Below are 19,705 nucleotides of genomic sequence, written 5' to 3'. Positions count from 1 at the left end.
GTTCGCGGGCCTCGCGCCGGGCTCGCGAGGCTAGTGGTGCGGACGCTGTCGGTGGCCCTGTTCTCCGGAGACGCACGGGTGGTTGGCGTGAAACAGGCACTGGGGCGCCGGGTTCCGTCGATGCACCCGCGGTTGTCAGTGGCAGCCCATATCGTCGTCTGTCAGAGGGCCCTGACGGGGCGGGATATCGGAGGACGGGTACCGGCATGCAGGCCAAAGAGACATTGTTCGCCGATCTGGTGCAAGGGCGGGCTCAGCAGTTCCAGGTCCCGCTCTATCAGCGGACCTACTCCTGGTCGGAGAAGCAGCTGGCCCAATTGTGGAGCGACATTCTCGAACAGGCTGAGCTGGTGGAGTCCGGCGCGACGGTGAGCACCCACTTCCTCGGCTCGGTCGTGCTTGCCCCGTCCCCGCAGAACGAAGCGACGTTCCCACGATGGCTTGTCGTCGACGGTCAGCAGCGGCTCACCACGCTCTCTCTCGCGCTGGCCGCCATCCGCGACCACATCGTCGGATCGCAGCCGGACGAGGCGGAGCGCATCGATGAGGAATACCTCATCAACAAGCGCAGGAAGGGCGAGGACTACTTCCGTCTGCTGCCGACCCAGGCGGACAGGCCGCAGTACGCCGCGCACATTCACCGCGTCCAGTCGGAGCACGCGACGGGCGACAGAGTCGCCGCCGCCTACCGCTTCTTCCGCCGCAAGCTCGTCGAAGCGGACGATCCGACGGCCCCGGGGGACGTGCTGCGCATCGAGCAGGCGATCACCTCCAGACTCACGCTGGTGTCGGTGACCGCCGAGCGAGGGGACAACGTCCACCGCATCTTCGAATCACTTAACAACACCGGTCTGAAGCTCAGTCAGGCAGACCTGCTGCGCAACTACTTGTTCATGCGCCTGCCGACCCGCGGTGAGCATGTGTACGAGACCCACTGGCTGCCCCTGCAAGGCAGCCTGAGCAATGACGAGCTCGAACAGCTCATGTGGCTCCAGCTGGTGCTCGACGGGGACGACCGGGTGCGCCGCCAGGATCTGTACGCCGCCCAGCAGCAGCGCTTCGAGCGCCGGGACGTGGGCGCAACACAGACCGAGGCGGACATCGAGGCCTACATCAAGGAACTGCACCGCCGCAGCGCCCACTTCCGCAGGGTGATCCGCCCGGAGGAGGAGTCCGACCCGCTGGTCCGCGGGCACCTGAGCCGGTTGCACGACTGGCAGGCCGTGGTGACCTACCCCGCGCTCATGCTGCTGCTCGACCGGCGGGAACGAGGAGAGCTCGACGCCGGGGAAGCAGCCCGCGCCATGTCGTACATCGAGAGCTTCCTGGTGCGGCGGACGATCTGCCGGGTGCCGACGAACAACCTCAACCGGATCTTCCAGGCCGTGCCCGCTCAACTGCCGCACGACATACCCATCGCCGACGGACTCCACCAGCTCCTCTCCGCCGACAACCGCCTCTGGCCGGATGACGAAGAGCTGCGGGAGAAGATCCGTACCGCACCCTTCTACCAGTACGGTCGGCCGAACCAGCGCAGGCTGGTGCTCCAGCGGCTGGAGGAGAGCCACGGGCACCCCGAGCCGGTGGACTTCGCCTCGGCGCAGCTGACCATCGAGCACGTGATGCCGCAGTCGCCCGGCGACGCGTGGATGCGGATGCTGAAGGAAGACGCGGCGCAGGGCGAGAGCGCGGAAGACCTGCACTCCCGGTTGCAGCACACGCTCGGCAACCTGACCCTGACCGGCGTGAACTCGGAGCTGTCGAACCATCCCTTTGAGCGCAAGCAGGGGCTGCTCGACGGCAGTCACCTGGAGATGAACCGTCGCATCGCCGCCACCGAGCGCTGGGGGGCCCGGGAGATCCTGGCCCGAGCCGACGACCTCGCCGACCGGGCCATCCGGCTGTGGCCTGCCCCTCTGAGGGGGGTCGGACGCGCCGAGCGCAGCCGGGACTGGCACCTCGCCCATCAAGTACTCGCCGCGCTCCCGCACGGCACGTGGACGTCCTACGGAGACCTCGCCGCTTTCCTCGGCTCCGGAGCCCAGGCCGTGGGCAGTCACCTTGCCAGGACCGCCGGAGTGGTCAACGCCTACCGGGTGCTCAACGCCGACGGCAAGATCGCCGACGGGTTCCGGTGGTCCGGGGCGGACGGCGGGGACGTCCGCGCCCGGCTCAGTGCCGATGGTGTCGGTTTCACCGTCAGCGGAGCCGCGGACCCGGCCCAGCGACTTACCGTGGACGACCTTGCCCTGCTCCTCGCCAGTGCCGATGGCCAGACGACGGAGGCGGGCGCACCGGGCGGTACGGAGCAGCAGGATGAGGACACCCGAGCCGCGCGGTTCCTTCGCCAGCTTGCGGCGGATGACACCGCCGCGACGGTTTCCGCTGTCCGTGAGCTCTTCACCCGTTGGGAGAAGCTGGGGGGCTGGATCGGTTACGGCGCCGGCGAGGTCACGACCAGTGCGTTCCTCATGCTGGGGCAGGCGGGTGGGCCGGGGGTGTGGCCGCTTACGGTGTATCCCGGCGGCGGGCGGGGCGGCGTGGCGGAGGTGGTGTTCCAGCACCTCGCGAGCCGCGAGCCCTTCACGGAGCGCGCGCTGCGCGCCGAGCTGCTCAACCGGCTGAACGGGATGGAGGGCGTCTCGATCCCGGAGGGCAAGCTGGAACTGCGGCCCAGCTTCCGCCTGTCGCTGCTGGACGACGACCGTAACCGGGAGCATCTGTCCGAGACGCTGGCCTGGTTCCGGGATCGTTGGGAGGGCCGGGACATGACCTGAGGCGGCCGGCCGGCCGGCCCGGCAACCGGACCGGGTGCGCACGGTGGCGAGCTACGGCAGGAAGGCCAGGCGGAGGGCTGTGGGTGGTTCATCGATGTCGGGAGCTCGACCTCGACGGCGCCGATGGACCCGACGGACGGTGCGACCGTACGGCCCCGATCCGCTGCCGGTAGCCGGTAGCCGGTAGCCGTAGCAGGTGGCGGGCGGTGGTGGGAGGGCAGCCGGATGTTGACCGGGATCGGCTGCCGTCCCACCGTCGCTCCGCCTGCCACCGGCAGCGGATCGGACGGTTTGTCGAGATCAGACCGCCGGGGCCGGGTAGGTCGGGTACTCCACGCCGGAGACGTGCTGCACGACGCGGATGACCTGGCAGGAGTAGCCGAACTCGTTGTCGTACCAGAGGTAGAGAATCGCGTTGTCGCCGTCGACCTTGGTGGGGCCGGCGTCGATGATCGAGGCGTGGCGCGAGCCGATGAAGTCGCTGGAGACCGCGTCGGGGGCCGTGGTGAAGTCGATCTGGCGCTTGAGGGGCGAGGTCAGCGATACGTCGCGGAGGTAGTCGAGGACCTCCTCGCGGGTGGTCTCGCGCCCGAGCCGCAGGCTGAGGATCGCGATCGAGACGTCCGGCACCGGGACGCGGATCGAGCTGCCGGTGATCGGCGCCTTGAGGTCGGGCAGCGCCTTGGCGACGGCGGAGGCGGCACCGGTCTCGGTGATGACCATGTTGAGCGGCGCAGAGCGGCCGCGGCGGTCGGAGCTGTGGTAGTTGTCCAGCAGGTTCTGGTCGTTGGTGAACGAGTGGACGGTCTCCACGTGGCCGCGCAGGACGCCGTACTCGTCCGCCATCGCCTTCAGCGGCGGGACGATCGCGTTGGTGGTGCAGGACGCGCAGGACAGGATCTGCTCGTCCGGCTTGATCATGTCGTGGTTGACGCCGTGCACGATGTTGGGGACGTCACCCTTGCCCGGCGCGGTCAGGACGACCTTGTCGATGCCGGGGCGCAGGTGCTTCGACAGGCCCTCGCGGTCGCGCCACTTACCGGTGTTGTCGATGAGGATGGCGTCCTTGATGCCGTACGCCGTGTAGTCGACCTCCGACGGGTCGCCGGCGTAGATCACCTTGATCTCGTTGCCGTTGGCGATGATCGTGCTGTTCGCCTCGTCAACGGTGATCGTGCCCTGGAACTGGCCGTGGATCGAGTCGCGGCGCAGCAGCGAGGCGCGCTTGACGATGTCCTGGTCGCCGCCCTGGCGGACGACGACGGCGCGCAGCCGCAGGCCGTTGCCGGAGCCCGCCTTCTCGATGAGGAGGCGGGCGACGAGGCGGCCGATGCGCCCGAACCCGTAGAGGACGACATCGCGTCCCTCGCGGCTCTCGATCTTGTTCGCACCCGTGGCGCCGGCGACGGCCTCGGCGGTGAACTCCTCCACCGAGAGACCGCGGTCGTCGGTCTTGTACGTCGCGGCGAGCATGCCGATGTCGATCTGGGAAGGGCCGAGATCGAGCGCGGCGAGAGTCTGCAGGAACGGCAGCGTCTCGGTGACCGAGAGTTCCGCACCGGCGATCTGCCGGGCGAATCGGTGGCTCTTGAGGATGCTGACCACCGACTTGTTCACCAAGGAGCGGCTGTGAAGCAGGACCGTGACGTCCCGCTCCCGGTGCAGCTTCCCGATGATCGGGATCATCGACTCCGCGATTTCCTCGCGGTTCTTCCAGTTGGTGAACGAGTCGTCGTTGACAGTCACAGAATTAACTTTCGAGCTAGGCGGTGCTCATATGCTAGCGCCCCGCTCCTTTCGCTCTTCACGCGGTGCCGCCTGGGCGTTGAGGCTGTGGTGATTTGGCGCGTTTAGCCCGATCTGCGTGACCCGCGGTGAGGGGGCGCGGCGGAGGCGGTGGGTCAGGAGGGTGCCGGCCGTGGCGAGCGCGAGCCCGGCGAGGGTGAGCGGCCCGAGCCGCTGCCCGAGCAGCAGGGCGCCGAGCGCCGCCGTGCTCATCGGGACCAGATGGAACAGGCTGCTGACCTGGCTCGTCCCGTGCCGCTGCAGAAGGCGGTAGAGCAGGCCCACGCCCACGATGGAGTTGATCAGCGCGCTCCACAGCAGCGCGGGCCAGTATGCGGCGGTGAAGTGCACGTCCCAGCCCTCGGCGAAGACGGCGGGTGCGAGCACCACCAGCGAGGCGGTCAGGAGCTGTACGGCGTTGCCGCTCACCGGCTCCATCCGCCCGCAGAACCGCTTCTGGTAGACGGTGCCGACCGAGATGCCCAGCAGTCCCAGCGTGAGGAATCCCAGGCCCAGCAGAGAGCCGCCGGACAGGTGGATCCCCTCGGCGACCGCCAGGGCTACTCCGCCGAGTCCGAGGGCGAGCCCCAGGTACTGTCCCGCCGAGACCCGCTCGTGGAGCAGCGGCACCGCCAGCAGTGATGCGGTCAGTGGGTAGAGGGCGATGATCAGGGCCGCGAGCCCGGAGGGCACGCCGAGGTCCATGCCCACGTAGATGCTGGAGAACTGCACCGCCTGGACGAGCGTGCCGGCGATGGCCAGATGCACGAGCGGGCGTCCCCGGGGCAGCCGCTCGCGGCGGATCCCGGCGATGGCCAGCAGTACCAGGCCCGCGAGGGCGAAACGTAACGCCGCGAAGGTGTAGGGCGCCGCGTGCTGCAGGCCGAGCTTGCCCGAGATGAAGCCCGAACTCCAGACGAGTACGAGCGCTACCCGGGCGGACAGATCGGCGCCGCGGGCGGCGGGCCGTAAGGAACTCTCGATCGGCAGGTGAGATCTCTGCACCGCTGGTGCCCCTCTCCGTGTGTGGTGTGTTCGGCGTGTTCGGGTGTTCGCCGTGTTCAGTAAATTGCACACTAGAGCAAAATATAGTTCAGAGCGAGGCATTGAAGAGGAAGGGCCCGGACAGCGGAAAGCCCCACGGACGGGCGTCCGCAGGGCAGTTGGGGAGGGAAGGGGCGAGGAGGGGAGGGGTGAGGGGGGAGCGAACGAGGTCGGTGGAGAGCGGCAGTCAGTAGAGGCTGGAGAACAGCACAACGACCATCTGGGCCGGCTCGTCGGTCTCGTTGCGGAAGCTGTGCGGGTGGCCGGCCGACCACTGGATGCAGTCACCGGCACGCAGCTCATGGTCCACACCGTTGTACCGGGCCACCAGGGTGCCCCGGGTGACCGTGATGAGGTCGGAGCCCTCGTGCTGAAGGTCCTCGGTGAGGCCGCTGTGCGGCGCGAAGTCGCCTGTGACGACCTGATATCCCAGCTCCGGGGAGCGCAGCACCCGGTAGACGACGCCGGGGGCCCGGTTCAGGACCTCCTGCTTCTCCCGGGGGAAGACCGAGGGGGTGGCGCGCCCCCGGGAGAAACCCAGGAACGAGCCGACATCGTGGTCGAAGACCTTGGCGAGGCGGCCGAGCCGCTCCAGGGCGATATCGGTTTCGCCTCGCTCCAGAGCGGCCAGGAAGGACACGGACAGCCCGCACTCCGCGGCCACTTGGCGGAGCGACATTCGCTTGTGCGTACGGAGCCGGTGCAGCACCTCGCCGGGTGGCGGGAAACCGAGTTCCGGATCCCGTGGGGTGCGGGGGGAGGGGTCCGGGGCAGCCATGACCGCATCCTAATCGTCCGAGGAGACGTGGATGGTGCCGCTCGCCCCTCCCGCCGGTCAGTGCAGATCCTGCGTCAGTGCAGACCCTGCGTCAGCGCGACCGAGTCGGGTACGGCGACCTCCTCCGGCGCGCTGAGCGGCATGATTCCCATGATCTGCTGGACGACGTAGTGGGCCGACATCATGGCGCCCTCCTGCCACCCGGGCAGCGGGGAGATCTGGTCGCCGGTGATGTAGAACGCGTCCGTGCCCTCGGGCTGGAGCAGTTGCTTGTAGGCCTTTTTGTGGTCTTCCTTCTCCGGCTTCCAGGCCGCCCAGCCGCCCAGTTGGTAGGGCACCTTGTGCCAGGCGATGGATACGCCTTTGTCGTCGGGCACGAGCTTTTTGTCGGCGAATTCCGGGTGCAGCTCGATGGCGCCTTCCCGGGCCATCTCCAGGCGTTTGTGGGTCGGGAGGTTTCCGAGGACGCGGGCCTGCTCCTGGAAATTGTAGGCGCCGGTCAGGGTTCCCTTGTCGGAGAAGTAGTCGTTGGACGGATACCAGAGCTGGGTGATGTTGTGGCCGGTCCAGCTGATGCCGCCGTAGATTCCTTCGGTGTCGTCGAGGCCGCCGAGATCGCCTTCCCAGAAGCGGCGGTTCGCCTGCCAGCCGACCTTGCAGGTCTCCTCGAAGTTCACGGTGTTGATCGCCTGGTCGAAGGGTGTCGAGAAGTTGGTGAGGGGGAGGTCGCGGAGCACCGGGATCGGAATGTTGCTGACGCAGTAGCGTGCCTCCGCGCCGAATACGTCGTCGCCCTTGCGGTAGCTGACTTCGACGCCTTTGCCGCCCTCAATGATCTCGACATCTTCGACCGCGGCACCGAGCACGAAGGTCGCGCCGGCCCGTTTGGCCTCGCGTGCCAGAGCCTTGACGATGTGGTCCATGCCGCCGACCGGCTGAAACATCGTGGCCTGCCACAGATAGTCGATCGGCTGGTAGAAGCGGGCCTTCCAGAAGCCCGAGTTCACCAGGTCCTCGAAGGACAGCGGCGGGGCTTTTACGGGGAAGTCCTCGATCTCGGGCCGGTCCAGATAGCCGGAGCGGGTGGAGCCGCGGTATTTGCCGTTGCCGTCCAGGTCGCCGAACACCTGCAGCAGGGCGCGCAGTTCACCGGTGAAGGTATCGAGGCTGAGCAGGTTCTCGGCGAGCTTTTCCGCGAGGTAGCCGCGGGTGTCGTTGGCCACCCGGCGGTTGGGCCAGGTCACGGGGGCATGGGGTGGGCGTACGCGGTTCTCGGTGGTCTCCATGACGTACGGCTCCAGCTCCACGCCGAAGTCGCGGCAGTACATGAGCACCCGGCGGTGGTGGTACGGGATCCGGCCGGGCCCGAGGTTGAGGTACAGCTCGTCGTCGAACGCGCAGGTGTGCGTGAGCTTGGCGTCACCCCGTTCGTCGAGCTCGTAGAGCTTGTCGCCCTTGCGTGCGGTGCGGTTGCGGCCGCCGACGCGGTTCTGCGCCTCCAGGACGGTGACCTGATAGCCGAGCACGCTCAGCTCGTACGCGGCGGTCAGGCCCGCGACGCCGGCCCCCAGGACCAGCACCTTCGCGCCCTGGCCGGGGGCTTCGGCGGGCCGTACGGCGCCGGTCCAGCCGGTGGCCTCCGGCCCGGACAGTCCGCTCATGGCGTGCCGGAGCGCCTTGGCCGAGTCGTCGATGAGGAGGGCGCTCCCCGGCGCCTGCCGCTTTCCTTTCGGGGTCATCCCGCATTCCCTTCCGACGATGCGCCGACGGGCGGCGGACAGTTTTCGGCGATCTTGTACGCGAGCGCCTTGGGGTAGTCGTGCCGCTTGAACTGCACCCGTACGACGATCGGGCCCTGGTTGATCGCGTCGGTGGGCTCGGCGATCCGCTTGAGCAGCGTTTCGAGTTCGCTGTGCTTGGCGACGGCGAAGCCGTGCATCGGGTGCTTCTTGGAGCCGAAGACCTCCGCGAGCTTCTCGTAGCGCCAGGGGTGCAGCACGTTGTAGAAGTCGGCGCCGTCGGAGTCCGGTACGCCGTCCTTGTAGTAGCAGGGGTGGACGAGCATCTGCTCGATGCCGTAGAAGCCCTCGTTGTCCAGGACGAACACCACCGGACGCAGCCCGTGCCGCACCTGCGTGGACATCTCCTGGCACGTCTCCTGGAACGAGCCGTCGCCGACGAAGACCAGGGGGCGTTTGCTTGAGTTGCCGCGGCCCAGCGCCACTCCGGTGGCCGCGCCGACCGAGTAGCCGATGGACAGCCAGCTGTTCTGCGCCACGTACGAGGCACGCTCCGGCATCCGCAGATTCATCGAGCCGATCAGCGCGAACGCGGCGTCACTGACCACGGTGAACGGGGTGGTGCGCGCACCGGGGCCCTCGATGGTCTCCGACTCGAGGAAGGCGTTGATGTGCCGGAAGAAGCTGTCGTAGGTCACGGTCTCCGGGTAGGGGCCGCCGGTCAGCGACGCCAGATAGGCGCCGATGCCGGCGGGCACGTCGAGGCCCGCCTTGTGGGCATCGGCGAAGTAGTCGGCGGCGAAGGCACCGGCTCCGAACTCCTTGAGGAGACCCTCCCGCAGCGCGGGGATGAACTGGGCGAGCTGCACATCCGGGAAGTACGCGGCGCCGACCTGTACTCCCTCGTTGGCGGCGACCGCCCAGTCCTCGCCGATCGACCTCATGCCGCCGAGGTTCTTCGAGGTCGCCCACGAGCCCAGCCCGATGCGGCACTTCGCGTGGTGGAAGACCTTGGCCACGTCCGGATCGCTGGCCTTGCCGTTGTAGACGCCGCAGAACTCCGGGGTGTTCTCGGAGACGACGGACTTGGCGCCGATCGTGGTGCAGAACGGGATGCGGGTATCGCGGACCAGTTTCTCGAATTCCTCGGACAGGTTGAAGCGGTCGATCTCCTCGCCGGCCCACAGGATCGGCTTCTTCTCGTGGTCCCGCACCAGTTGCACGCACGCCTTGACCGCCGCATCGAGCATGCGCATGTTCTGCGCGGTGAGCGGCCGGTCCCGACGCGTCAGACGGCCGCGCGGCGCGGGACACCGTGCCGTCCAGACGTCCTCCATGACCTCCAGGTAGACCGGCCTGCGATGGGACAGACACGCGGTGATGGCGCCGTCGATCTGGGTGGGCGCCATCCCGGGATGGGAGATGGCCTGGGCGTCCACCGTCACCTGCCGGTAGACGTCCAGGTTGCTCTCCGGGCGCTGGGACATGTGCGAGGTGAGCAGCCCGATCGCCCGCTGGTTGATCCACTGCTCGTAGGCGGGGGCCGCGTTGATCGCGATCAGGGGTACGTATTCGGTGTAGCCGCCGCCGATCGCGTTGAGCAGGTTGAACGCGCCCACGCCGTAGGTGACCGCGACCGCGCCGATGCCCTGCTCGCCGAGCGCGATCTCGGCATCGGCGGCCTTCACCCGCGCGTAGCCGTCCGCGGCCTGGCCCGCGCCGCCCTCGGTCGGGGTGCCCACCCAGCGGACCGTGGTTTTCTCGTGCAGCGTCGACAGGAACGGACCGAGGTGGTCGCCCGGGACGCCGAACAGATGGGTGATGCCGAGCTGTTCCAGCCGGATGGCCAGGTACTCGGCCACGGTGCAGGTCTGTGTGGTGGTCATGACGTCAGCACTTCCTCTCGCGGCTCGTCCGACGGCGCGGCTGCGTCCCGGCGCCCGCCGAGCGCCTCGGCCGACGCGGCGGCGGAGCCCCAGCGCGCCGCGGGGGACTCGTTGACGGCGATGGCGGCACGTACGGCCGTCTCCACCGCGCCTTCGATCCAGGCGTGTTTGAGGGACACATGCTCACCGGCGAAGTGGACCGGTCCCTCGGACCGGATCGCGTCGAGGTGGAAGCTGGTCATCTGATGCGGCGTGTAGACCGCCGCCTCGCCGCAGGCGTACGGGTCGCGCAGCCAGCTCTGGGTCTGGCCCGCACCGGTGTAGAAGACCTCGATCCGCCGGCCGTGCACCGACTGGAGATTGCGCAGCGCGTACCCGTAGCGCTCGCCGTCCTCCATGGAGTCCCAGCGCGCGGCGTCGTCCGACCAGGAGTAGCCGGCCAGCACCACGCCTCCCGGGCTGCCGGGAACGGGGTGCGAGGGGTAGTACATGAAGCGGTTGGCGTTGTCGGTGGTGGATCCGCCGCCGTAGGCGTTGGTGGCCGGCCGTACGCCGCCGGCCGGCGGGGAGTTGCGGAAGTAGTCCAGCTGCTCCTGGCTGATCTGTTTCTCGTCCACGCTCGGGTGTGCGCCGAGCAGCCCGGTGGGCAGGTCCCGTACGCCCTGGGGGAGGGCGAAGGCGGCCTCGGCCGGGTCCTCTCCCGACCCTTGGTAGAAGTCGTACAGACCGGGGTCGATGGCGTCGAGTTCCCGCTTCCAGTCCGCCTCGGTGAATTCCCACCAGCGGCGCGAGAACTCCAGGAGCACCTTGGTGGCCTGGTCGTAGTGCGTCTCGATGACCGCGCGGCGCTTCTTGTACGAGAACGGCGGGGTCACCGCGGTGAAGCGCAGGCTGGAGAACGGGATGGTGACGATCGCCAGGTCACCGGTCCAGGTCTCCATTTCGCCGTACGGCTCGTCCTCGGGCACGGTCTGGATCGCGACCGCGGAGCCGCCCGGCCGGCCGGGCCCCACGAGCCCGCCCTGATGGCCGTCCCGGCTCGGGTCGAAGTACTCCAGCCGGACCATCCGCTGTCCCATCACGATCTGGTCCCGCAGATCCTTCGCGAGCGCCTCGGGCAGCATCCGGCTCCCGCCCTCGATCTCCCAGTAGGTGGCGGACGGGTCGATGTCGCTGCGCCCCAGGAAGCTGTGGAAGAACGCGAGGTGCAGCCGCGACGTCATGTTCTCGATCGTGCCGATCGCCTCGATGGCCTCATCGCTGAACCCGGCGTACTCGCGCAGGAAGCGGCCCATCGAGAAGCCGTCGAAGTCACGGACGACGTCGGCCCAGCCGTCCAGCCACTGCTGGAAGGGCTTGTTGGCCCGCTTGCCGTTACGGATCTCGGAGTAGTAGTCGCGGACCGGTTCCAGCGCCTGGTTGACCATGTCCCCGACGGTCAGCCGGGACTCACAGCCGGTGAGGTGGAACCCCTCGTTGATCGCGGACGGGTCCTTGGCGTACTGGGCGCGCCGGGCCTGCTCGCGGTTGGTGCGGATCCAGGTGTGGTTGCGCTTGGCCGGCTCCTGGAATTCGGGGCTGGGCTCGCCGTTCGTCCAGACCTTGCCGTCCTTGAAGGAGCGGTAGACCACCGGCGGTACGGGGGCGTCCTGATTGCCCGTATGCGGATCGATGTCGACGTTGAAGAACAGCCGCCGCTTCAGGCCGAGCTTGTCGATCAGCGCCAGCGTCAGCGGGTGGAAGCTGGGCAGGCGCATGGCCCCGGCCTCCGCGTACTGCGCGGGATCGACGAACGGCGTCTTCTCTCCCTTCTTGGCGTGGAAGGTCTTGATACGGCCGCCGACCCGGTTCGCATTGGCTTCCAGGATCGTCACATCGTGCCCGGCACGCTTCAGCAGGGAGCCGGCTACCAGCCCGGCGATGCCCGCACCGACGATCAGTACGCGTTTTCGGGCGGCGGGCGGCGCCAGCCCCTTGTCGATCAGTACGTCGAGGTAACGCAGCTTCAGATCTTCATTGGCCGGCTCGGGGCCGATCAGCAGGACTTCGCGTGCGAGCTGCTGATAGGCCTTGGCCTGGGCGCGCTCGACGCCGGTGTGTTCCCTGCGGGTGTTGTTCTCCACGGTGCCGTCAGTCCTTCTCGTGCAGGGATGTGTGGGGGAATGCGGCGGGGATGCCGCCCTGGATTTCCCGTGATGCGCACAACGGCGACATGGGAATCCGCTCGGTGTCCGGTACCGCTGTCGGACGCACTGAGGTAGTGGTCACTGCTCTCCTTTACTGGGGGGCTTCGCGGGGCGAGGTGGGGCGCGGTGGGGTGCGATGGGGTGATGTGGGGCTGCGCGGGCAGGCGGAATCCAGCTCCCTGCACGCTGATGACACAAAGACGCAAGGACACGAAGAGACAAAGACACGAGACACAAGGGCACACCGAAGGAGGCCGGTGGCCGGCTTGTGCTGCCAGCCGAGCATCGAATCGACCGGCCCGCAGAACGGCCGACGCCAACTGGAGCACGGGCCTACCCGAATCGGTGACTTCGCCGCGGCCATGGTGTGTGGCGTGGCTCAGTGGGCGGTCAGCGGTCAGCGGTCAGCGGTCAGCGGTGAGCGGTGAGCGGTGCCGGAAAGCGCTGAGTCCCACGGTTCACCGAATGCCGACCCCGTTCGTCGGGATCCGCCGAGGACCGCGGTGACGAGGTCGCGTGCCGTACGGCTTGTGACCGGGGCGGAGGTCGGCCGGCGGCGCCTGGCCCGCCGCTGAAACCGGCATGGCGCCGCGGTTGGCCGGGCAAGGCCGCGCCCGCTCACGCCGTATCCCTGGCGCACCGCCCGCGGCCGAGCCGCAGCAGGAACCTGTAGCCCGCATACGCCACACCCGCCGCCGCCCCGAACCGGGTGCCGACCCGGCGCGCCGTGCGCCAGCTGCGAGGCTTGAGTGGCTCAACCGGCCGTTGCAGACTACGAGTTCGGTTGTCGATAGGGGCGATACGGGGCGGTGGAACGATGGATCCGATGCTTACCGGTGCGGGTACGACGCTGGTCGGGCTGATGGTGACCGAGGCCTGGGGGCAGGCCCGGGACGGGGTGGTCGCGTTGTGGCGGCGGCTGCGGCCCGCGGACGCCGACGCCGTCGGGCGGGACCTCGACGAGGCCCGTGCCGAACTCATCGAGGCCGGGGGAGCGGGGGCGGGCGGCGAGGAGACGGAGCGTGAACTGGTCGGCGAATGGCAGCGACGGCTGCGCCGGGTGCTGCGCGACGACCCGGAGGCCGCCGATGAGCTGCGGCGGGTGCTGGAGGCGGCGCGCGGGACGCTGCCGTCCGAAACCCCCGCGGGTGGTGTGCAGTTGCAGGCCCGCGCGGACGGCGGCGCCACGATCTACCAGGCGGGGCGGGACCTGCGGGTGGAGGGTTGACGAGCGAGGAGGCGTCCTGGCGGGCCGATGCGCACGATACGGCGCGGATCTATCAGGCCGCCCGTGATCTGCACATCACCTGTCAGCACGACGCCTCCCCCAAGCAGGGGGAGGCGGCCCGGCGCCCGCTTCGGCAGCTCTCGCTGCGGCATCTGCTGGCGTGTTTCGCCGACGCCCCGCTGCCGGTGTCCGTCCTGTCTCCCGAGGCCGTCGCCTTGGTCCGGATGCCGGAGCTGCCGGCGGACCGGGTGGCGGCCGAGCTGAGCGCGCTACCGGACGTGACGGGTGCGCTGCCGGACGCGCCGGGCGGGCCGCAAGCCGTTCCGTGCGTGCGGCCGGACCTGGCGGATGCCGCGGAGTACGCCCGGGAACTGACGGACGAGGAACGCACACAACTGTCCACGTACGCCGCCGCTTTGCTCGTCCACGCCCTGCTGCACACACCCGAGGGCGCCGCCCTGGACCTGCTCGCTGTGCATGTGAGCGCGCTGCTGTGGCGCCCCGGCGGCGACCCGGCGCGGGCGGCCGCCGCCGCACGCCGGGTGCGGGACGCGTACACGAGATGCGGGCGCTACGAGGACGCGCTGCCGTTCGCCCTGCGGATCGCGGAGTCGGCCCCCTCGGCCGGGATCGCGGACGGCCTGGCACTCGGCCGGCTCCGCGTCGGCTGCGGGGACTTCGACGAGGCGGAAACCCTGCTGCGCCCGGTGCTCGCACAGGCGGAGCAGACGGCGGACGGGCGCGGCCTGCCGCCGGCCGGCCGCGTCGGACCGTCCCTCGCCGAGATCCTCCGGGAGAGCGCCGAAGGCCTGTTCACCAGCGGGCTCTCCTCGGCCGACTGTCACGCGCTGGAGGAGATCGCCGACGCGCAGCACGCCTTGGCCGACGCCCTGTACGGGCTGCGCCGCTACGCGGAGAGCGAGCGGCTGCTGCACTCGGCCGTGGGCCTGCGGTGGCGGGTCCTGGGGGCGCTGCACCCGGCGTTCATGCTTGCCCAGATGCAGCGTGCCCGCGCGCTGGGGCGCCAACGTCTGTGGCACGAGGCGCTCTCCCTGGCCCACGACGCCCTCAGCTACCGGCACCGGGCCGAACTGGACCGGGACCACCCGCGCGACGCCGCGCTGCTCCGGCTCGTCCATGCGGAGGTGATGACCGCGGCGGTCCGCTCCCTGCGGGAAGAAGGCGCGAGCCGGTCGCGGGGTGTGGGGATGTTCCCGGCACCGGTGGTGCGCTTTCTGGACCGTACCGTGGGCACCAAGTCCCGGCCGGAAAAACTCACTTGGGACGAGGCGCGGACGCTGGCCGAGGAAGCGGAGCGGGCCTGCGAGGGCGCTTTCGGCGCCAGGCATCCGCATACACGGGCCGCGCGGGCGCTCCTCGAACAGCGGTCGCCCTGAGGGGCGGGGAGCCCAGCGGCCCGATGCCGCTGGAGCCCGCTCATCGACGTCGGCGAGGGGCCGGCGGCCTACGGGCCTGCCCCGCGGCGCCGGCCCCACTGGGACCGGGCGTCGCTGTCCGCCCATTCCTTCTCCCACAGCGCGTAACGGCGGCGGTTGAGCAGCGCGGCGCCGGCCCGCTCCACGGCGAGGAACAGCAGGCAGGTGCCGCTCGCCGCCACCGCGCCGACCGTGATGCCCTGCCCCAGGGCCTGCGCTCCGGATACGGGGTCCCGCAGCAGTGCACCGTGCCCGTTGAGCCAGACCGTGGTCCGGTCACCCGCCCTCAGGGCGACGGGCACCGTGGTCTCTCCCGTACGCGACGTGCCGTCGGCGGCGGTCCACCGCACCGTCGCATGCACCCGGCCGCCGACGCCGCCCGTGGGGTCGGCCCCGACGGGGGTGGGCGGATTTCCGGTCAGTACGGCCGCGACGCCGTGCTGGTCGCGGCTTTGCCGGGCGGCGGCGTCGGCCACCGCGTTCGCCGCGGTCACCCCGGCAGCCGGGGCCGCGACCACCGTCAGCAGCACGGTGGCCGATACCAGCCAGGACTCCGCCACATCGCAGCCGCGCCGCAGCGGGCCGCGCCGGAACCGCGACAGGAACGCCTGGAGCGGCATCGCGCACCACCGCCTTTCGCTGTGTAGCGACCGTCGCAGGTCCCATGGGCCCGGCGGAGCGTGACCGCGCCACGCGCCGTCGTCGCCGGCCGCTCACTGCCACCGGCAGCACGGCTTCGAGCGGCAGACCGGCCGGAGCGCCGGGGCGGCCGCTCAGCGCGGCCAGACGCTCACGCAGCCCCGCCGGCACCACGTCCACGTCCGGACGTCGCCGGCAGGCCGGCTCGCTTTCCCTCGGGCCATCTCGTCAGGCCATCTCGTTCATCCAGCCGTACGCCTCCCGCGGCGCGCGCTCGGGCGGCGGTGCGCCGATGCCCGCCATGTCGTGGTCGGCCACCCGGATCAGCTTCGCGCCCAGGTCGTGCATCGCGCGGCCGGCCGCCAGCTCGTCCCCGATCACCGGCACATCCACGTCCTGGGGGCTGCACCGGGCGGTGCCGTATCCGGTGAGCGCGATGATGCCGGTGTCCAGCTCCACCCGCGCCTTGGTCGTTCCGTCCTCCTCGGACAGGTACAGATGGACGTCCCACTGCGCTGTCGTCGCCATGGTCTGCCTCCCGCTTCGTCCCGCCGGCCGGTCACTCGTGCGGCACCACCGCCACCGCACACGGGGCATGGTGGACGGCCGCCTGCACCACATGCCCGATCCGCGGCACCAGCATCCGGCGCTTGTGCCGGCGCCCGACGATGAGCAGCCCGGCGTCCACCGCGTCATGCAGCAGCGCCGGCGCCGGACTCTCCAGCTCCACCCGGGCGTCCACCCGCACATCGGGGAACTTCTCCCGCCAGGGCCGCAGCGCCTCGGCGAGGTCCCGCTGCGTATCCTTCGCCGCCACCTCCGCCGCGTACGGCTCCACACCGCCACCGCGGTTGTACGCATGCGCCGGAAGGTGCTGGCCGTGTACGACGCGTAGCGTGACACCCCGGCGTGCGGCGCTGTGGAAGGCGAAGGACAGCAGCTCCTCGCAGGGCTCGTGCAGGCTCAGCCCGACCACCACATCGCCGTTGCGTTCGATCGCCGCCGTTTCGTGCCGGGCCCGTACGAGAACGACGGGGGTCTCGGTGCGCGCCACCATCTGCAGACCGATCTCGCCCAGCACATAGCGCGAGAGCGGGCCCAGGTCCCGGGATCCGAGCACCAGCAGATCCGACTCCGCGGCGGCCTCCTTCAGGCCCTCCAGTGGGTCCTTCGTCACCAGGGCCTCGTCCAGCGGCAGGTCCGGCTCCTGGGCTCGTACGGTCTCCCGCGCCTCCGTCATGATCCGGTGCGGCCAGTAGTTCTGATCCTGTTCGTCGGGGGTGCCGGGGGCCGGCTCCGGCGCCAGCAGCACCCACGCGTGCAGCAGCCGCAGCCGGGCGTTGCGCAGCCGTGCTTCCTGCGCCGCCCATCGCGCCGCGGACAGTGACTCGGGCGTACCGTCCAGGCCGACGGTGATGACGTCCTTCATGGCCTCGCTCCGTTCCACACCCTCTACCTTCCTCCGCACCCGCGACGTGAGCCACTCCTCCCGCTCCTGCCTCGTCGCCACGCTCCCCGGGGTGAGGGCCGCCGGACGGCGGCGGGCGGTCTCGCGGAGTCCCGGATGCCGTCCGGGGCAGGGCGTGGCCGAGAGCGGCGATCCCCTTGCGGATGACGCGGAACCCCCTACGGAAGTGACCGCGGCGCGGGGCCGCGGTCACTTCCGTAGGGGGGTGTGGCAGGTCTCAGGCGCCCGGCGGCACCCGTGCCGGACGGCCCGAGCCGCGGGTCAGGGAGTAGCCCCCGATCCCGGCCAGGGCCGCGAGCAGCCCGCCGACCGCCGTCCAGATCCAGCGGTCGGACCACCATCCGGAGGACCAGCCGTCGTCCGGCCCGGCCAAGGCCGTCGGCTGATCCGGCGACGCGCTGGCGTCATCCTGCGGTGTCGCGTCATCTTGCGGTGTTACGCCATCCTGCGGTGTCGCATCGTCCTGCGGTGTCGTGGCGCCCGCGCCCGCTACGAGCGGCGCGGCGAGCGAGCCGTCAACGGCCTGCGCACCGCCCGCATCGGCCGTATCGGCCCGGACCTCGGCGTGCACCGGCAGCCCGAGGTCCGCCTGCGGCAGATCCACGACCGTCAGCCGCACGTAGTAGCTCCCCGGCAGCGGATCGTTGGCCCACGGTTCCGCCCAGCCGCGGACCGTACGCAGGGTGCAGGAGAGCTCCACGGTGGCCGCGTCCTGCGCCGCCGCCCGGGTCTGGGCGCCGTACCGGCACGGCTGGCGGCGCCGCAGCCCGTCGTACACATCGAGCTGCCAGGTCGCGGCACCGTGCCGGGCGGCCTTGGGCAGCGTCACCTTGGCCTTCACCGTGGCCCGCTGCCCCTGGTCCACCGGGACCACCCAGTAGAGGTAGTCGCCGGTGGAGGCGCTGGCCGTGGCCCGCCGGCCGGGCTGGACCGCGGTCGCGGTACGGAACGACGTACCCGCCTCGGTCGGCCCGTCGGCGCTTTCGTCCGCACCGGAGGCGCTGGAGCTCGGGGTGGGGCTCTCCGCCGAGGCGACGCCGGCCGCCCCGAAGAGCGCGGCCCCCGCCACCACGAAAGAGGCCAGTGCTCGTCCGGCCGGCACCCGGCCTGCCAGTACACGGCCGGTCAGTACTCGGCCGGTCAGTACTCGGCCGGTCAGTACTCGGCCTGTCAGCCCACGTACGGTACGCATCAGTTGGTCCTCCAGACGGAAACGCGCCAGCGCGAGATCCAGCCCCACAGCAGCCCGGCGACCAGGCCGGTCAGCACCAGCGCGCCCAGCAGCCACCAGCCGCGTCCCAGGCCGAAGGAGGCCGCGTCGGCGGCGTCATGCGGTGCGTCCACCAGGTCGACGGTCAGCTCGAGCGGCAGACCGGGCTCGGTCTTGACCGAGGCCGGCGCCGAGAAGGAGTTGCTGACCTGCAGACACACGGTCTCCGCCGCGGGCTTGTCGGCGCCGTCGGGGGCATCGGCCGGCGGCTTGGGGTAACGCAGCCCGGACGAGATCACATCGGTCCGTCCGCTGCCCGCCTCCGAGCCCCGCACGATTTCCCGGCCATGGACCGTCGAGGCCTGTAGCAACACCCCGTAGTCGTTGTTGACCGCGCGGTCCGCGCCGACGCTCACCGATGCCCGCAGCTCCTGCCCCGGCCGGACATCCACCCGGTACCAGCGGTGCTCGGCGAACTTCTCCCGGTCGCTGTAGAGCCCGGACATGAGCTTGGGCGCACCCTCACACTGCTGCGCGCCCTTGGCCGCCACCGGGGTCGCGACGGGATGGGCTGCTCTGTCCACCAACTGGTGGACCCGGTCGCGGAGTTCGCCGGTGTGCTGCACCGAGGTGTACGTACCACCGGTGGCCTCGGCGATGCAGCTGAGCTGGTTACGGGTCTTGGCATCCGGCAGCAGACCGAGTGTGTCGACGGTGAGATGGATGCCCTGGGCCGCGATGTCGCGCGCCACTTCGCAGGGGTCGAGCGGGGCGCAGGTGTCCTCGCCGTCCGTGATCAGGACGATCCTGCGGGTCGCGTCGCCGCCCTTGAGGTCATCGGCCGCGCCCAGCAGGGCCGGTCCGATCGGCGTCCAGCCGGTGGGGGCGAGCGTTGCCACCGCCGTCTTCGCCTCGGTCCGGTCGAGCGGGCCGACCGGGTAGAGCTGCTTGGTGTCCTTGCAGCCGCGCTTGCGGTCCTCACCGGGGTAGTTGGCGCCGAGGGTGCGGATCCCGAGCCGCACCTCGTGCGGCACCGCGTCCAGCACCTCGTTGAACGCCTGCTTCGCGGCGGACATCCGCGACTGTCCGTCGATGTCGCGGGCCCGCATCGAGCCGCTGACGTCGAGCACCAACTCGACCTTGGGGGATGGCTTCGCATCGGGCTCGTCCGCGACGGCGGAACCGGGAAGGAGTCCGACGGCCAGGGCGGCGAGCAGGCCGCACACCCCGGCCGCCAGCCGTTTTCTTATGATCATCGCCGGATCGTATTGAGGTTTCGCCCCGGCGCCAAAACGGCCTGTTTACGGGCCTTTTTGCGGCGCCTGACCGAGGACTTCCGCCCCCGCGGCCCAGCCGTGCGGTGCGGAGTTCCGCACGATGCTCGTACCGGAGGCGGGGGGACGTTGCGCAAGATGTTGCGCAGGGCGTGCGGGATGCCGCTGCAATCTCTTTCCGCAACTCCGTGGTGCAAGTCCGTGCCGCAAGTCCGTGCCGCAGGTCCTTGCCGCAAGTCCGTGCTGCAACTTCCT

The 19,705-nt window shown here is 70.2% G+C and carries 14 protein-coding genes; 3 read left to right on the top strand and 11 right to left on the bottom strand.

Annotated features, from left to right (window positions below; translation table 11 throughout):
- Positions 1–206: 206 nt before the first annotated feature.
- Positions 207–2,777: a GmrSD restriction endonuclease domain-containing protein gene (locus tag ACZ4S3_RS22790; protein ID WP_467936970.1), complete on the top strand. Its 2,571-nt coding sequence runs from the start codon at positions 207–209 to the stop codon at positions 2,775–2,777.
- A 300-nt stretch (positions 2,778–3,077) separates the two neighbouring features.
- On the opposite strand, the gene ACZ4S3_RS22785 is transcribed toward ACZ4S3_RS22790, so the two are convergent.
- From ACZ4S3_RS22785 to ACZ4S3_RS22760, 6 genes are all read right to left on the bottom strand, one after another.
- Positions 3,078–4,523: a glyceraldehyde-3-phosphate dehydrogenase gene (locus ACZ4S3_RS22785; protein ID WP_467936968.1), complete on the bottom strand. Its 1,446-nt coding sequence runs from the start codon at positions 4,521–4,523 to the stop codon at positions 3,078–3,080.
- Between the two features lie 27 nt (positions 4,524–4,550).
- Complete coding sequence (locus ACZ4S3_RS22780) at positions 4,551–5,567, bottom strand: DMT family transporter (RefSeq protein WP_467936966.1); 1,017 nt, start codon at positions 5,565–5,567, stop codon at positions 4,551–4,553.
- A gap of 226 nt (positions 5,568–5,793) precedes the next feature.
- A complete protein-coding gene (locus ACZ4S3_RS22775; RefSeq protein WP_467936964.1) occupies positions 5,794–6,384 on the bottom strand; it encodes a helix-turn-helix domain-containing protein in 591 nt (196 codons plus the stop codon).
- 74 nt (positions 6,385–6,458) lie between these two features.
- On the bottom strand, positions 6,459–8,123 hold the full coding sequence (locus tag ACZ4S3_RS22770) for a flavin monoamine oxidase family protein (protein ID WP_467936962.1): 1,665 nt from the start codon (positions 8,121–8,123) through the stop codon (positions 6,459–6,461).
- Entirely contained in the window at positions 8,120–10,009 is a 1,890-nt protein-coding gene (locus tag ACZ4S3_RS22765; protein ID WP_467936960.1) for an alpha-keto acid decarboxylase family protein, read from the bottom strand. The genes ACZ4S3_RS22770 and ACZ4S3_RS22765 overlap by 4 nt, the downstream gene beginning before the upstream one ends.
- Positions 10,006–12,132 (bottom strand): flavin monoamine oxidase family protein, encoded by a 2,127-nt coding sequence (locus ACZ4S3_RS22760; RefSeq protein ID WP_467936958.1) that lies wholly within the window; start codon positions 12,130–12,132, stop codon positions 10,006–10,008. Before ACZ4S3_RS22760 ends, ACZ4S3_RS22765 begins: the two co-directional genes overlap by 4 nt.
- A gap of 880 nt (positions 12,133–13,012) precedes the next feature.
- Here ACZ4S3_RS22760 and ACZ4S3_RS22755 point away from each other — a divergent pair.
- Both ACZ4S3_RS22755 and ACZ4S3_RS22750 read left to right on the top strand, forming a co-directional pair.
- Positions 13,013–13,423, top strand: coding sequence for a hypothetical protein (locus tag ACZ4S3_RS22755; RefSeq protein WP_467936956.1), 411 nt, complete (start codon positions 13,013–13,015; stop codon positions 13,421–13,423).
- Positions 13,420–14,820: a tetratricopeptide repeat protein gene (locus ACZ4S3_RS22750; RefSeq protein ID WP_467936954.1), complete on the top strand. Its 1,401-nt coding sequence runs from the start codon at positions 13,420–13,422 to the stop codon at positions 14,818–14,820. The genes ACZ4S3_RS22755 and ACZ4S3_RS22750 overlap by 4 nt, the downstream gene beginning before the upstream one ends.
- Positions 14,821–14,888: 68 nt before the next feature.
- Here ACZ4S3_RS22750 and ACZ4S3_RS22745 read toward each other — a convergent pair whose 3' ends face one another.
- From ACZ4S3_RS22745 to ACZ4S3_RS22725, 5 genes are all read right to left on the bottom strand, one after another.
- The gene (locus ACZ4S3_RS22745) at positions 14,889–15,479 is read right to left on the bottom strand and encodes an Rv1733c family protein (protein WP_467936952.1); all 591 of its coding nucleotides are present in this window, start codon (positions 15,477–15,479) and stop codon (positions 14,889–14,891) included.
- 247 nt (positions 15,480–15,726) lie between these two features.
- A complete protein-coding gene (locus ACZ4S3_RS22740) occupies positions 15,727–16,026 on the bottom strand; it encodes a dsRBD fold-containing protein (RefSeq protein ID WP_467936950.1) in 300 nt (99 codons plus the stop codon).
- Between the two features lie 31 nt (positions 16,027–16,057).
- Positions 16,058–16,945 (bottom strand): universal stress protein, encoded by an 888-nt coding sequence (locus ACZ4S3_RS22735; RefSeq protein ID WP_467936948.1) that lies wholly within the window; start codon positions 16,943–16,945, stop codon positions 16,058–16,060.
- Between the two features lie 238 nt (positions 16,946–17,183).
- Positions 17,184–18,158: a hypothetical protein gene (locus ACZ4S3_RS22730; RefSeq protein WP_467936946.1), complete on the bottom strand. Its 975-nt coding sequence runs from the start codon at positions 18,156–18,158 to the stop codon at positions 17,184–17,186.
- The gene (locus ACZ4S3_RS22725) at positions 18,158–19,432 is read right to left on the bottom strand and encodes a VWA domain-containing protein (protein ID WP_467936944.1); all 1,275 of its coding nucleotides are present in this window, start codon (positions 19,430–19,432) and stop codon (positions 18,158–18,160) included. Before ACZ4S3_RS22725 ends, ACZ4S3_RS22730 begins: the two co-directional genes overlap by 1 nt.
- Between the last annotated feature and the right edge of the window lie 273 nt (positions 19,433–19,705).

The organism is Streptomyces sp. NPDC028368, assembly GCF_055565615.1.
The sequence above is the reverse complement of the archived record's forward strand: the minus strand, read 5'-3'. Positions and strand labels throughout refer to the sequence as shown.